We start from the raw sequence: 13,407 nt of genomic DNA on the forward strand, positions 1-13,407 counted from the left end.
ACAGCCGTTGCGCCAAGCAATTTTCCGCTTTTCCCGATCGGAACATCGGCGGCTTCGCCGCCCTCGCGCCCGCTTAGAATCGGCGTGCAATTGCCCACCGGTTCTCCGCAAATCCTTGACAGTGCCCGGGCAAACCTGAGCTCGGCCGAGTCCTTCGGCCAACAGCGTTTGCTCTCAAGGATAGCACCATGTCCCTGGAATTCAGTCAGGAATACAGCGCGGATCTGCGGTTGCCGGTCGATGGCAAGGCATTCGTCGGCGAACAGCTGACGCCTTCGGGCCGGCCGGTTTCTGCGCCCGTCGTCGGTGAAGGCTCGGGAGAGACGTCGATCACCAGCCATGTGCTCAAACTCGGCCTGAGGGTGAGCTTGAAGCGCGCCGTCGTATTTTCCATGCGGTTTGCGCGCCATCCGTTCCTGACATCGCGCTGGATCGGCTTTCTAGGCGAATTCGCCGAACGCTACCGGCTGGGTCTGCCGCACGATGATCTCGTGCGCAAGTCGATCCCGACATTCTTCCTGCACGGCGCGTCGTCGACAGCAAGGCTCGACCTGCTGCTCAATCACTTCGATGTCGCAAGCGAGGTCCTGTCGCGCCGTTCACTGATGGCCCTTTGGCGCGGCAGCACGCTGGAAATGGGCACGGTTTCCGGCCGCAGCGAGAACTATCGCATCCAGCTGCAACTGGCCGACCATGGCGGGGCCCGCCATGAGGGGGCATTCGCGATCCGGCTGCGCCGGCAGAGCGATGGCTATGCGCTCTGCACTGTCGGCTTCATCTTCGTGCGTTGCGCAGGCGACACCTATAGTCTCGCCATCGGCGGGATGCAGGGGCCGAAGGGCGAAGAGGCCAAGCGATCCCTGATCACGGCAACTCGCGATCTCGGCGGGCTCCGGCCGAAGGATGCGGCGCTGCTCGTCCTCAATGGCCTGGTGACGGAAGGCCACGCGGGCCACGTCTTTGCGGTCTCGAACGACAAGCACGTCATCAACCGCCGCCGCTTGAAGCGGCGCCGCATGATGAGGGCCGACCTCGATGCCTATTGGTGCGATCGCGGCGGCGTGCCGGCCGAGCCTTTCGGCTTCAGTCTGCCGATCGGCGACGACCCGGCGGCGCGGGACGGCAACAGGCGCGATCAGAGCAAACGCGCGTTTCGCGACATCGGCGCGTGGTTCTACTGAGCCGGTACCGGCATGTAAGCTGCCGCGATTACGGGATCTTCGTGAAGTCCATCTCGAAGGCGCCGGAGACGATCCGGCCCTTCGGCGTTGGCCCGGCTGCAGACGGGCGCACACCATCCTCAGCCATCGCCTCGCCTGCGATGCCGTCGACAACCACAAGGGCAGATATCACCCGAATTGCACGCATGGATGCCTCCAATTTTGTCGCGGTTCTTTATACTGGCGCCGATTCGAAACCACAACTGGAGGCAAGTATGACGCGGGCCGTTGCCAAGAGGCTTAAGCCGCACACGGGCGGATGCCTCTGCGGAGCAATCCGGTTTGAGGCGCAGGGGACGGCCGGAAAGCCGCATACGTGTTCGTGCAAGATGTGCCAGCGCCATTCGGGCGCCTTGACCCTGGCGTGGGTCGAATTCCCGAGCGAAGCCGTAACCTGGACCGGACCGGGCGGCGCGCCATCGGTCTATCGCTCCTCGGACTATTCCAGCCGCGCCTTCTGCCCGGCCTGCGGCAGCAGTCTCGGTGCGATCGACGATGCGCCGGTGGTTGCCCTTCTGCTCGGCGTCTTCGACAAGACGAGTGCCATCGATCTGATCCCGAAGAGCCACAGCTATCGCACTGCCCGACCCAAGTGGTGGCACGTGGAGGCGGTGAAGCCCACGACCTGACGAGCAGGGGTCGAAAGTGATTGACGCAGCCGGTAGAGGCTGCGTCGACAGGGGCTAGAGCAGCCCCTTCACGGCGGCTCCGATGGCAATGATGCCGAAAGCGATCAGAACCAGCCCCGAAATGCGCGATACCCAGACGACGAAGCTGTCGGGCAGTCGCGTCCGGGCGATCGCAACACCGCCGCTTAGGAAAAACCACCAGCCGAGCGATCCCAGGAAGACGCCCATGACCACGACGGCAGCGCTGAGCGCGTCGCCCGCTTCGGCAAGGCCGAGGCCGGCGAAGATCGCGGCAAAGGAGAGGATCGTCGCCGGGCTCGTCATCGTCAGGAAAAAGGTGGCGATGGTTGTGCGAATGAGATCGCGTCCGCCGACATCGGCGGCTGCCGTCACCGCCCTTGGCCGTAATCCGCTCCAGCCGAGCCAGATCATGAACAGTCCGCCGGCCAAGCTAAGCGGCGTGGCGATGATGGCAAGGACTGCTGCGAAGGCCGCGAAGCCGATCGCAGCCAGTGCCGCATAGGTGGCATCGGCGGCGGCTGTTCCGAGGCCGCCGGCCACGCCCGCCCAGAAGCCGCGCTCCAGCGTGCGGTTGATGCAGAGCGCCCCGATCGGGCCTAGAGGGGCTGCGACCGCGAGGCCGACGAGGAGGCTTTTTCCAAACAACAATGTGGACATGGCATAGGGCTCCGGCCGGGGCATGGTTGCGCCGTTCGCTTCGAGGACGGTGCATGCCCGGCAAACAAAAAATGTTGCAGCAGTTTGCGCGTCCGGTCAGGCGCGCAGCACGGTCGTTACCAGGCTTTCCCGCACGGTCGACAGCGCGATCACCGTTTCGCTTCGCGCCAGGAACCGCCGTTGCTTCATTTCGGCAAGGAACGGCTCGAGGTCGCCGAGCGATGGCATCCGGACCTTGACGCAATAGGACCAGGCGCCGGTGACATGGTGGCATTCCGCTACGGCAGGGTGACCGGCCATGAAGCTGCGGAACGCTTCCTCGTCCGCGTCCGGCGCAAGGCCGACCCAGACGAAGGCGAGTACGTCGAGGCCGAGCGCGCGATGATCGACCTCGACGGTGAAATTTCGGATCACGCCATTGGCGACGAGCCGGCGAATGCGTTCGTTGACGGCCGACGGCGACAACTCCACCGCAGCACCGATATCGGTCAGCGATCGCCTCGCATCGTCAGCGAGAATTTCGACGATTTTTCTGTCAACGTCATCCATTTCCAATGAATACGCTGCTTCTAATAGAATGTACAGATGATTTTTCTGTATGAAGCTGCAGTTTCCGCGGAAACGTTGGTCGCCGGGGCTATTCGATGTCTTTCAAGGCGTCGAGCGGGCCGGTCAGTGCCGTGCGCGGCTGCACCAGTTCGGGCTGGATCAGGTGAATGCGCGGCTGCGGCCGGGCTTCCTCGATGACGTCGAAGGCCTTGGTGATCATGCCCTCGACGTCCTGGCGGATCATGATGACGGGGAAGGGCAGGAAGGACGCGAAGGGATCGTAATCGTAGCAGCCGACCACGAGGTCGGCGAAGTTTTCGTGCGGATGCCCTGCCATGAAACGCAGCAGCCCCTCGAAGTTGATCGACGAGTTGACGAAGAGACCGCGCGGCAGCTTGCCGTGCTTTTCGTAGAAGGCCTCGAAGGCGAGGCGGGCATTGTTCGGCGCATAGCCCGTCGGCTGGATGCATTCGTCCGGATCGGCGCCGAGCAGTTCGCTTTTGACGGCACGGAAGCCGCGGATGCGCTCGCGGCTGGCATGGTCGTTGCGGCCGCCGAAAAGGTAGAGATCGTGCGGCGCAAGCGGACCTGATGCCTGGAAGTGGCGGATGATCGCCTCGGTCAGCATTCGCCCGCCCTCGTAATTGTCGCTGATGACGGAGGGCACCTTGGTGCCGGGCAGGTCGATGTTGATGTGTTTGAGGCCGGCCGCCTCGCAGACCTCGTGCACGCCGTCGGGGTCGGTCGCGCCGCAGATGAACAGCTCGTCGATCGAATAGGAGATCAGCGTTTCGGCGGTCTTGCGCTCTTCCTCCGGATCGCGGCTGGCACTGACGACGATCGGGCATTGCCCCTTGCTTCGGACATGCGCCTCGAAGGTCTGCGCCATCGACGAGAAGTAGCGGTTGTCATGGATCGGCAGGAGCAGCCCGATCAGGCCGGAGCGCGAACTGCGCAGTCCGCGCGCCTGGCGGTTGGCCGTGTATTGGTGCGTCTCGGCGAGGTTGCGGATCAGTTCCGCCGTGCTCTCCTTGATCCGGCGCTTCTGCCAGGTGCCGTTCAGGACCGCACTTACGGTTGAAGGCGAGCTTCCTGACAACACCGACAGGTCGTAGATCGTCGCTTTCTTCTTGCTGCTGCTGGCCATCGGTTTCTCCCCCTGGTGGTTTTAGTGCCGATTTCCCCTTGACGAAAGATTAAGTCTGCACAATAGTTCTTGCACCATCGATTGTGCAAACAAGAAATATCGATTGTGCACATTTGATGGTGTCGTCTGAGGAGGCGGCGTTTCAGGGAGGCGAGGAACACTTCGCCAGTGATGATTTGAAACTGGAGGCCGGCGCTGAGGCGACCGGGCGCGTTCCCCCTATGGGAACGAGTGGAGGAGAGAACATGATCAGGAAAATTCTCGTCGCCGCCCTGGCGACATCGCTGGCGCTTGCGAGTTCGGCGGCCGCCTTTGCGCAGGATGCCGGTAAGGTCGGCGTCGTCGTCAAGATCGGCGGCATTCCGTGGTTCAACGCCATGGAAGCCGGCATCAAGGAACGCGGCCAGAAGCTCGGTATCGACGCCTTCATGGTCGGCCCGACCAGCGCCGACCCGGCGCTGCAGGTGCGCGCCATCGAGGATCTCATCGCCCAAGGCGTGAAGGTCATCGGCGTGGTGCCGAACGACGCCAAGGTGCTTGAGCCGGTGCTGACCAAGGCCAAGGAAAAGGGCATCATCGTCATCACCCACGAATCCCCGGGCCAGAAGGGTGCCGACTGGGACTTCGAGCTCGCATCCTCGACCGGTTTCGGTGAGGCGCATGGCAAGCTGCTGGCCGAGAAGATGGGCGGCAAGGGCGAATATGCCGTCTTCGTCGGCTCGCTGACCGTGCCGCTGCACAATGCCTGGGCCGATGCGGCAATCGCCTACATCAAGAAGAACCATCCGGACATGACGCTGGTCGGCGATCGCTACGGTGTTGCCGAAGACGTCGACAAGAGCCGGTCGACTGCACTCGACCTGATCTCTGCCCATCCGAACCTGAAAGGCTTCCTTGCCTTCGGCAGCCAGGGCCCGATCGGCGCCGGCCGCGCCGTCGAAGAGCGCCGCAAGGTCGGCGAGATCTTCGTGCTCGGTCCCTTCTCTCCCGGCCAAGGCCAGAAGCTGGTGAAGTCCGACGCGATCTCCGGCGGCTTCATGTGGAATCCGAAGCAGGCCGGCGAAGTCTTCGTCACACTCGCCGACAAGCTGATGAAGGGCGAGGAGGTCAAGGACGGTGACGAGATCGAAGGTCTCGGCAAGGTCAAGCCGGACTTCGAAAACCGCAACATCATCGTCGATCAGCTCGTGCCGATCAACAAGGACACGGTCGCGGATCTCGCGGCCATGGGTCTCTGATCCTCAAGGGTTCTCCCGGCTGCTGGGCCGGCTTCGGCCGGCCTGGCAAGTCCCTCAACCGTACCGGAGCCGGATGAGGAAAGGTGTTTGCGGTTTCTGCCCGCATCTTGCTCGGACCTAACGTGATTTAGGGGCAGTCCATGCACCAGCTTGCGACCGCGGGAGGAGGCGAGAAGCCGCTTCTGGCCCTGCGCGATATCAACATGACGTTTGGTGGGGTTCGTGCGCTCAAGAATGTGAGCTTCGACGTCCGACCGGGCGAGGTTCATTGCCTTGCCGGCGAAAACGGTTGCGGCAAGAGCACGCTGATCAAGATCATCACCGGCGTTTACCGCCCCGCCGATGGCGCCTCGATCGAGTTCGATGGCGAAACCTATTCCCACATGTCACCGGTGACCGCGCAGGATCGCGGCATCCAGGTGATCTGGCAGGACCTGGCGCTGTTTCCCGAAATGAGCGTCGCCGAAAACATCGCCTTCCAGACGGTGCTCGGCCGCTGGCCGAAACTGGTCGATTATGGCCGAATGCGCCAGATCGCGACCGATGCGCTCGCCCGTCTTGGCGTGACGCTCGACGTCGACCTGCCGCTCAAGGAATATGCGATTGCCCAGCGCCAGATCGTGGCGATCGCCCGGGCGCTTGTGGGTGAAGCGAGGCTCGTCTTCATGGACGAGCCGACCGCGTCGCTGACGCAATCGGAAACCGACCATCTGCTCGATATCGTTCGCGGGCTCTCCGCCTCCGGCGTCGCCGTCGTTTTCGTCAGCCATCGGCTTGCCGAGGTGTTGGAGATTTCGAGCCGCATCACGGTCTTGCGCGATGGTGCGCTGGTGGGCGTCTACCCCGCCGCCGGCATGACCCAGTCGCGCATCACCGAACTGATGACCGGCAAGACCTTCGACCAGCAGGTGCGCGCGAAATTCCGCGACGGTCAGCCCGTCGTGCTCGATGTGAAGGGCCTGTCCCGCCCCGGGCAATTCGAGGATATCTCGCTCTCGGTCAGGCGCGGCGAAACACTTGGGATTACCGGCCTGCTCGGCGCCGGGCGCACCGAACTGGCGCTGACGCTTTTCGGCATGCTGAAGCCGGCATCCGGTACCATTGCGCTTGAAGGCAAGCCGGTCCGCTTTTCGTCCAACCGCGATGCGATTGCGGCGGGCGTCGCCTATCTCTCCGAGGACCGGCTGTCGCTTGGCCTCATCCAACCGCAGTCGATCGCCGACAATCTCGTGATTAGTTCGCTCGACAAGATCCTTTCAGGCGGACTGCTCTCCGAGGATCGCAAGCGCAGTCTTGTCGCGCGCTGGATCGCCGATCTCGGCGTCAAGATCGGGCTGCAGCAGGATGCGATCTCGACGCTTTCCGGCGGCAACCAGCAGCGTGTGGCGATCGCCAAGTGGCTGGCGACCGATCCGAAGCTCCTGATCCTCGACGCCCCGACTGTCGGCGTCGACGTTGGTGCGCGTGCTGGCATCTTCGACATCGTCGCGCGGCTTGCCGAGACCGGCCTTGCGATCATTCTGATCTCCGATGAGGTGCCGGAGGTCTATTTCAACGCCGACCGTGTGCTGCACATGGCACAAGGCCGCATCGTCGGCAGCTATGATCCGCGCAGCGCTTCGCTCGCCGAGATCGAAGGAGCGGTCTATGCGTAGCTTCGTCCGCACCCACGCGACGGAAGTGTCGCTGCTTGCCGTCATCATCGCGATCAGCGCCGTGCTGTCGGTCTCGACCGCCAACTTCTTCTCGCTCGGCAACGCCTTTGACCTGCTGAACATCAGCTCGGTCAACATCATCTTCGCCGTCGGGCTGCTCGTCGTGCTGATCGCCGGTGGCATCGATATCTCCTTCGCTGTTGCCGCCTCTGTCGTGCAATACGGTACGGCCATTGCTCTTGGTTGGATTGGCGGGGGAGGTTGGATCTCAGGCCTTTTGATTGCCGGCTCGCTCGGCATCCTGCTCGGCGCCATCAACGCCTTCCTGATCCACCGTTTCCGCGTCATCTCGATCGTCGCGACGATCTCGACCTTCAACATCTACTTCGGCCTCCTGATGTTTTTCACCAAGGGCGTGTCGATCTACGACCTGCCGGATTGGCTGACGGACCGCCTCATCCTGTTCGAACACGAGATGCCGGACGGAACCTGGATCGAGATCACGCTTCCCGTGCTGGTGATGGTGCTCTGCGTCATCGCCACCTGGGTGCTGATCACCCGCACCACGACCGGCCGCCAGCTCTATGCGTTCGGCGACAATCCGGAAGGCGCGCGCCGCTTCGGCATCAACATCGGCGCCATGCAGTTCATCGCCTTCGGCTGGCTCGGTCTGATGGCCGGCATCGGTGGGCTCATCCAGGCGCACTATGCGCAGGAGGTGGTGCCGAACGCGCTCTATGGTCGCGAACTCGACGTGCTTGCGGCGGTCGTCCTTGGCGGCGCGCGGCTTGGCGGCGGCAAGGGCTCGGTGCTCGGCTGCGTGCTCGGCGTGCTCCTGATCTCGATCACCCAGAACGGCCTCAACCTGATGGGCGTCTCGCCCTTCGCTTTCAAGATGATCATCGGCGCCATCATCCTCGGGGCGATCACGCTCTCCAACACCCGCATCGAAAGACTTCTGCCCTTCGTCAGCCAGAAAGGAGCCGGACGATGAGTGCGATCGTCGAACGCGTGAAGACCCTCATCGGTCCGGAAATGGCCGGGCCGGGGCTGGCGTTTCTCGCCGTGGTGTTGGTGTTCGGCATCGCCTCGCCGCAGTTCCTCAGCGCGGCCACCTTCGGTTCGGTCGCCTTCCAGCTGCCGGAGCTCGGCCTTCTGACGCTCGCGATGTTGCTGCCGATCCTGACGGGCGGGCTCAATCTCGCGATCACCTTCACGGCCAACATCGCCGGGCTGACGCTCGCCTGGGTGTTGCAGGCCAATGGCGGGGTGGAGGCCGGCCCCGGCGCTTTCCTGCTCGGTTCGGTGCTCGCCATTCTCGTTGGGGCGGCGAGCGGCGTGATCATGGGACTGGTGATTGCCTTTACCCGCGCGCATCCGATCCTCGTGTCGTTGTCGATGATGATCTTCCTGCGCGGCCTCGGCGAGTTCCTGACGCGCGGCGGCGACGTATCCGGCTTTCCGGCCTTCCTCGGTCCGCTCGGTCACGGCTCGTTTCTCGGCGTGCCGATCCCGCTCATCATCTTTATCGTCTGCTTGCTCGCCTGGAACGTGCTGCTGACCCGCACGAAGCTCGGCTTCAACACGTACATGATCGGCTCCAACCTCGAGGCGACCCGCTATTCCGGCATCAACACCCGCAAGGTGATCGTGCTCGTCTATGCGCTCTCCGGCGCCATGTGCGCGATTGCCGGCATCATCATGCTGGCGCGCTTCAATTCCGTGCGCATCGGCCACGGTGAAAGCTACCTGCTGATCACGGTGCTCGCCTGCTTCTTGGGTGGCGTCAATCCGTTCGGCGGCTTCGGTCGGGTCATCCCCGTCTTTGTCGCGCTGGTGGTGCTGCAGCTTCTCTCTTCGGGTCTCAACCTCGTCGGTGCCAACCAGCATCTGGCGACCGCCGTCTGGGGTTTGCTGCTCGCCGGCGTCATGGTGCTGCGCTTCGTCGCGACGAAATTCAAGATTTCATTTGTCAGAAAGGAAACATGACCATGCAGGGTTTTGGCGTCCATACGAGCATGTGGACCATGAATTGGGATCGCCCCGGTGCGGAGCGCGCCGTTGCGGCGGCGGTGAAATACGCCGTCGACTTCATCGAGATCCCGATGCTCAATCCGCCGGCGGTTGATACTGCCCATACCAAGGCGCTGCTGGAGAAAAACAAGCTGCGCGCGGTCTGCTCGCTCGGCCTGCCGGAGCGCGCCTGGGCATCCGTCCGACCCGATGCCGCGATCGAGCATCTGAAGGTGGCGATCGACAAGACGGCCGATCTCGGCGGCGAGGCGCTGTCCGGCGTCATCTACGGCGGCATCGGCGAGCGCACCGGCGTGCCGCCGACTGAAGCCGAGTACGACAACATCGCCCGTGTGCTGCAGGCCGCCGCCAAGCACGCCAAAACCCGTGGCATCGAACTTGGCGTCGAGGCGGTCAACCGCTACGAGAACCACCTGATCAACACCGGTTGGCAAGCGGTCGACATGATCAAGCGAGTGGGCGCCGACAATGTCTTCGTGCATCTCGATACCTACCACATGAACATCGAGGAAAAGGGCATCGGCACCGGCATCCTCGATGCACGCGACTTCATCAAATACATCCACCTGTCCGAAAGCGACCGCGGCACACCCGGCTATGGCAACTGCGCCTGGGACGAGATTTTCGCGACGCTGGCTGCGATCGGTTTCAAGGGTGGACTGGCGATGGAAAGCTTCATCAACATGCCGCCGGAAGTGGCCTATGGCCTTGCGGTCTGGCGGCCGGTCGCCAGGGACGAAGAGGAAGTGATGGGCAACGGCCTGCCGTTCCTTAGGAACAAGGCCCGGCAATACGGATTGATCTAGGTGCGCGCGCTTTAAGCGCCGCCTCTATCAGGACGGAGGGTCTCGGTATGGCAGTTTCAGCGGATGCGGACACGGGGACGGTCGCCGTCCTTGACGTCGGCAAGACCAATGTGAAGCTGAACGCGGTCACATCAGACGGTTTCGTCCTGGAAACGCTGAGCGTTGCCAACCCAGTGCTGCCGGGCCCGCCCTGGCGGCATCACGACCTCGAAAGCCTTGGCGAATGGATCTTCGCCAGTCTCGCAGATCTTGGTCGCCGCCATCCGCTGCAAACCTTCGTCGCCGCCGGTCACGGGTCCGGCGGCGTACTCGTCGGCGATGACCCGGATATGGCCGCTGGCGCGGCTCTACCGATGATCGATTACGAGCAGCCGGTGCCGGAGAAAATCCAGCTCGGCTACGCGCCGCTCTCCGGCTCGTTTTTCGACCGCGGCAGCGCGACGATGCACAGCGCCACCCATCAGGCGCGCCAGCTCTACTGGATGCAGGAGCATGCGCCCGATGCCGTCGCCGCCGCGTGCTGGTATCTCGGCCTGCCGCAATATTGGGCGTGGCGGCTGTCGGGCGTTGCTGCATCCGAGGCGAGCCTGCTCGGCGCGCAATCGCATCTCTGGAATGTCGCCGAACGCCGCTTCGCGCCCATTGTCGGGACACGCGGCTGGCGGAGCCTGATGCCGGATTTTGCCGATGCCTGGCAGGTCCTCGGCTCCGCTCGTCCCGAGCTTGTCCGGCGCCACGGGTTGCCGGAAGGCTTGCGCGTGCTTACGGGCGGCCACGACAGCAGCCTCAACCACTATCGTTATCACGCCGGCGGGCTCAACGATTTCATCGTCGTTTCGACCGGAACGTGGATCGTCGGCTTTTCCGGCCGCACGGCGCTCGACCGGCTCGACGAACGCCGCGGCATGACGCTGAACAGCGACGTCTTCGGGCGCCCGCTCGGCGGCGTGCTCACGATGGGCGGCCGCGAGTTCTCCCATGTGGCGGGCCGCGAACCGCCGGACGCCGCGGTGCCTGACGACGTCGTTCTCGGCTTGATCGCCAGACGCAGCATGGCGCTGCCGTCGTTCGGCGACGATGACGGCCTCTTTCCGGGAAGTGCCGGTCGCGGTCGCATCAGCGGGCCACCGCCGGAAACGCCGATCGAACGCAAGGCGCTGGCGTTGCTCTATTGCGCGCTTCTAACGGCGGAGTGCGTGGAGGCGCTGGGGCCGGGGCCGCTGGTCGTACTCGACGGAAGCTTCCTGCGCGACCCGCTCTATGCCCGCCTCGTCGCCGCACTGATGCCGAACCGGCGTGTGCGTTTCAATCTCGATGCCTATGGCGTGGCCTCCGGCGCCGCACTGCTTGCAAGCGAGGGCCGGCGCCGGCGCCCGGCGCCGCTTTCGCTCGCCGATCCCGGCGACGTGTCTTACCTCTCGCCTGCTGTCGCCGTCTATGCGTCGCAATGGCGAGCCCGCGCCCGGGCTGGGCACAACAATGGTTTCAGTCGCGACTTCGAAAGGACATATCGATGACCAAGGCCGACATTCTGTCGCTCCGCCGCGAGATGGTGGACATCTGCCGCCGCATGAATTCGAACGGTATCAACCAGGGGACTGCGGGCAACATTTCTGTTCGTACCGAGACCGGTTTCCTGATCACGCCGTCGTCGCTGCCCTATGAGACGATGCAGCCTGAGGATCTGGTCGAGATGGATTTCGACGGTACCTATGTCGGTCTTCGTCCGTCGTCGGAATGGCGTTTCCACCGCGATATCCTGAGGGAACGCACGGATATCAACGTCGTACTGCACTGCCATTCGGTCTATGCGACCACGCTTGCCTGCCACCACAAGACCATCCCGAGTTTTCACTACATGACCGGCATTGCCGGCGGCACGACGATCCGCTGTGCAGAATATGCGACCTTCGGCACGCAGGCATTGTCCGACAATGCGCTTGTGGCGCTCAAGGACCGTACGGCCTGCCTGCTTGGCCAGCACGGCCAGATCTCGCTCGGCAGGACGCTCGAGTCCGCCCTGTGGCTGGCGATCGAGATCGAGACCCTGTCGCGCATGTATGTTCAGGCGCTGACGCTTGGCGAGCCGCCGGTTCTGCCCGACGACGAGATGGAGCGCGTCATCGCGCAGATGCGCCGCATGAGCTACGGGCAGGCCCCGGATGACGAGGGTGTCAACGATCTTGCCCGTCCCAGAGAAGCGGTTTGAGGCGACTGGTCGCGGCGCCGCGGAAGCGCGCCGGCCCGCCCTGAAACAATCGATTTTGAGGGGACAAAGCCGTGCGTCGTCGCCCGGTCGCATCTCTGCCCCCATTCTTCGCGGGTTTGCGAAATGGGGTGAATCAACTAATGCTCAGCCATGATGCAACGATATCTGAGTCGGAGATTCGGCACGTCGGAGAGACGGCTGCGCCCTGCGGACGGCTGGCGCGTGGCTGCGGTGTCGCTGGTGGCCGCGACCGTGCTGTCGGGCTGCAACACGCGCCAGGACGTCGGCACGCCGACCGGCAGTATCATGGTTCCCTCGGAAAACGCGTTGATCCTGCCGCCGCCCGGCGGGCCTGCGGTTCTGAACGTCGTCGAACGGCGCAGCACCAACGCGATCGAGCAGGATATCTATCTTTACACGTCGGCGGCGACCCCAGGTCAGAACCTGCTGCGGGCCAAGTTCTTCGGCCCGATGAACGCCAAGTTCGACCAACAGTCCCGCTCGAACTATGTCGCTGTGCGCGACAACAAGATGATGGCTGAGGCGCGCCGGGCGCTGCCCGGCGTTTCGCTGTCGCTCAACCCTTACTTCCTGCAGAACAATTACGGGCCGTTCGGCTATGCCTTCGGTCAGGGCCGGGCGAACGACGCCTGCATCTTTGCCTGGCAGCAGATCCGCCAGGCGGAGAACCATCGCTCGCCGCTCAAGGGCTACGGCACGATCCAGGTGAGGCTGCGCTATTGCGCGGCAGGCGCCAGCGAGACCGAGCTTTTGGCCCCGGTCTACGGCTACACGATCACCGGCACCTTCGGCGATCCTGCCTGGAACCCCTATGGCGCGCCGCCGCCGCTGGAGGCGGGTCTCGGCCGAACCGGCAGCCCGATCTACCGCAAGGAAGAGGCGGTGACCACGAGCGCTCCGGTGGTGGTTCCGCGGCGCCAGGTGCAGCCCGTGGCACGGCGTGAAGTCAGCAGCGTTCCGGCACGCGTCGAACAGCAGGTCGTTGCGCCCACCGCGGTGACGTCGATCCCGGTTCCGCAGCCGGACGGAACCGTCTCAATGCCGCAGGCGCAGGCGGAAACCACGGCGAAAACCTTGCCGAACGTGATCGTGCCGGCTCCTGCGTGCGCAGGGCAGCAGACCGGAGGAGCCTGCCCTTAATCGACCGCTAACCATCCTTTGTTATGGGCTGGTGTCGGTAGGGGAGACTCGGTCGAATATGGGTCGGGCAATACCAGTGGC

14 protein-coding genes are annotated in these 13,407 nt (G+C 63.8%); 10 read left to right on the top strand and 4 right to left on the bottom strand.

The annotated features are described in order from the left end of the window. Positions 1-188 precede the first annotated feature (188 nt). Positions 189-1,181, top strand: a complete 993-nt coding sequence (locus FA04_RS21390) for a DUF535 family protein (RefSeq protein WP_051659181.1) — start codon at positions 189-191, stop codon at positions 1,179-1,181. Positions 1,182-1,209: 28 nt separating this feature from the next. Here FA04_RS21390 and FA04_RS35280 read toward each other — a convergent pair whose 3' ends face one another. Continuing rightward, entirely contained in the window at positions 1,210-1,368 is a 159-nt protein-coding gene (locus FA04_RS35280) for a hypothetical protein (RefSeq protein ID WP_156400770.1), read from the bottom strand. A gap of 67 nt (positions 1,369-1,435) precedes the next feature. Between FA04_RS35280 and FA04_RS21395 the strand changes: the two genes are divergently transcribed. Further along, positions 1,436-1,849 carry a GFA family protein gene (locus tag FA04_RS21395; RefSeq protein ID WP_034790293.1) on the top strand — a complete coding sequence of 138 codons (414 nt, stop codon included), beginning with the start codon at positions 1,436-1,438 and terminating at the stop codon, positions 1,847-1,849. A gap of 54 nt (positions 1,850-1,903) precedes the next feature. Here FA04_RS21395 and FA04_RS21400 read toward each other — a convergent pair whose 3' ends face one another. The 3 genes from FA04_RS21400 to FA04_RS21410 form a co-directional block, all read right to left on the bottom strand. Beyond that, positions 1,904-2,527 carry a LysE family translocator gene (locus FA04_RS21400; RefSeq protein WP_034790024.1) on the bottom strand — a complete coding sequence of 208 codons (624 nt, stop codon included), beginning with the start codon at positions 2,525-2,527 and terminating at the stop codon, positions 1,904-1,906. Positions 2,528-2,623: 96 nt separating this feature from the next. Then, the gene (locus FA04_RS21405) at positions 2,624-3,076 is read right to left on the bottom strand and encodes an Lrp/AsnC family transcriptional regulator (protein ID WP_034790005.1); all 453 of its coding nucleotides are present in this window, start codon (positions 3,074-3,076) and stop codon (positions 2,624-2,626) included. 88 nt (positions 3,077-3,164) lie between these two features. Beyond that, a complete protein-coding gene (locus FA04_RS21410; RefSeq protein ID WP_034789995.1) occupies positions 3,165-4,223 on the bottom strand; it encodes a LacI family DNA-binding transcriptional regulator in 1,059 nt (352 codons plus the stop codon). A 245-nt stretch (positions 4,224-4,468) separates the two neighbouring features. On the opposite strand from FA04_RS21410, the gene FA04_RS21415 reads away from it, so the two are divergent. The 8 genes from FA04_RS21415 (at position 4,469) to bcsN (ending at position 13,326) form a co-directional block, all read left to right on the top strand. After that, positions 4,469-5,461, top strand: coding sequence for an autoinducer 2 ABC transporter substrate-binding protein (locus tag FA04_RS21415; protein WP_089043683.1), 993 nt, complete (start codon positions 4,469-4,471; stop codon positions 5,459-5,461). 140 nt (positions 5,462-5,601) lie between these two features. Next, a complete protein-coding gene (locus tag FA04_RS21420) occupies positions 5,602-7,116 on the top strand; it encodes a sugar ABC transporter ATP-binding protein (RefSeq protein ID WP_034789992.1) in 1,515 nt (504 codons plus the stop codon). Then, on the top strand, positions 7,109-8,110 hold the full coding sequence (locus FA04_RS21425; RefSeq protein ID WP_034789989.1) for an ABC transporter permease: 1,002 nt from the start codon (positions 7,109-7,111) through the stop codon (positions 8,108-8,110). Before FA04_RS21420 ends, FA04_RS21425 begins: the two co-directional genes overlap by 8 nt. Further along, on the top strand, positions 8,107-9,105 hold the full coding sequence (locus FA04_RS21430) for an ABC transporter permease (protein WP_034789976.1): 999 nt from the start codon (positions 8,107-8,109) through the stop codon (positions 9,103-9,105). The genes FA04_RS21425 and FA04_RS21430 overlap by 4 nt, the downstream gene beginning before the upstream one ends. A gap of 2 nt (positions 9,106-9,107) precedes the next feature. Then, a complete protein-coding gene (locus FA04_RS21435) occupies positions 9,108-9,956 on the top strand; it encodes a sugar phosphate isomerase/epimerase family protein (RefSeq protein WP_034789974.1) in 849 nt (282 codons plus the stop codon). A gap of 47 nt (positions 9,957-10,003) precedes the next feature. Further along, positions 10,004-11,473 carry an FGGY family carbohydrate kinase gene (locus FA04_RS21440; protein WP_034789972.1) on the top strand — a complete coding sequence of 490 codons (1,470 nt, stop codon included), beginning with the start codon at positions 10,004-10,006 and terminating at the stop codon, positions 11,471-11,473. Further along, on the top strand, positions 11,470-12,165 hold the full coding sequence (locus FA04_RS21445) for a class II aldolase/adducin family protein (RefSeq protein WP_034789970.1): 696 nt from the start codon (positions 11,470-11,472) through the stop codon (positions 12,163-12,165). Before FA04_RS21440 ends, FA04_RS21445 begins: the two co-directional genes overlap by 4 nt. A gap of 222 nt (positions 12,166-12,387) precedes the next feature. Then, positions 12,388-13,326, top strand: a complete 939-nt coding sequence (gene bcsN / locus FA04_RS21450) for a cellulose biosynthesis protein BcsN (protein ID WP_034789958.1) — start codon at positions 12,388-12,390, stop codon at positions 13,324-13,326. The last annotated feature ends 81 nt before the right edge of the window (positions 13,327-13,407 follow it).

Source organism: Ensifer adhaerens, from assembly GCF_000697965.2.
Classification (GTDB): Bacteria; Pseudomonadota; Alphaproteobacteria; order Rhizobiales; family Rhizobiaceae; genus Ensifer; species Ensifer adhaerens.

What these genes read in the sequence shown, in the direction of transcription:
- FA04_RS21430 (WP_034789976.1), top strand. Translation starts at nt 8,107, where the DNA reads ATGAGTGCGATCGTCGAACGCGTGAAGACCCTCATCGGTCCGGAAATG.
- FA04_RS21395 (WP_034790293.1), top strand. Translation starts at nt 1,436, where the DNA reads ATGACGCGGGCCGTTGCCAAGAGGCTTAAGCCGCACACGGGCGGATGC.
- FA04_RS21405 (WP_034790005.1), bottom strand. Translation starts at nt 3,076, where the DNA reads ATGGATGACGTTGACAGAAAAATCGTCGAAATTCTCGCTGACGATGCG.
- FA04_RS21400 (WP_034790024.1), bottom strand. Translation starts at nt 2,527, where the DNA reads ATGTCCACATTGTTGTTTGGAAAAAGCCTCCTCGTCGGCCTCGCGGTC.
- FA04_RS21415 (WP_089043683.1), top strand. Translation starts at nt 4,469, where the DNA reads ATGATCAGGAAAATTCTCGTCGCCGCCCTGGCGACATCGCTGGCGCTT.
- FA04_RS21390 (WP_051659181.1), top strand. Translation starts at nt 189, where the DNA reads ATGTCCCTGGAATTCAGTCAGGAATACAGCGCGGATCTGCGGTTGCCG.
- FA04_RS35280 (WP_156400770.1), bottom strand. Translation starts at nt 1,368, where the DNA reads ATGCGTGCAATTCGGGTGATATCTGCCCTTGTGGTTGTCGACGGCATC.
- FA04_RS21425 (WP_034789989.1), top strand. Translation starts at nt 7,109, where the DNA reads ATGCGTAGCTTCGTCCGCACCCACGCGACGGAAGTGTCGCTGCTTGCC.
- FA04_RS21445 (WP_034789970.1), top strand. Translation starts at nt 11,470, where the DNA reads ATGACCAAGGCCGACATTCTGTCGCTCCGCCGCGAGATGGTGGACATC.
- FA04_RS21440 (WP_034789972.1), top strand. Translation starts at nt 10,004, where the DNA reads ATGGCAGTTTCAGCGGATGCGGACACGGGGACGGTCGCCGTCCTTGAC.
- FA04_RS21410 (WP_034789995.1), bottom strand. Translation starts at nt 4,223, where the DNA reads ATGGCCAGCAGCAGCAAGAAGAAAGCGACGATCTACGACCTGTCGGTG.
- FA04_RS21435 (WP_034789974.1), top strand. Translation starts at nt 9,108, where the DNA reads ATGCAGGGTTTTGGCGTCCATACGAGCATGTGGACCATGAATTGGGAT.
- FA04_RS21420 (WP_034789992.1), top strand. Translation starts at nt 5,602, where the DNA reads ATGCACCAGCTTGCGACCGCGGGAGGAGGCGAGAAGCCGCTTCTGGCC.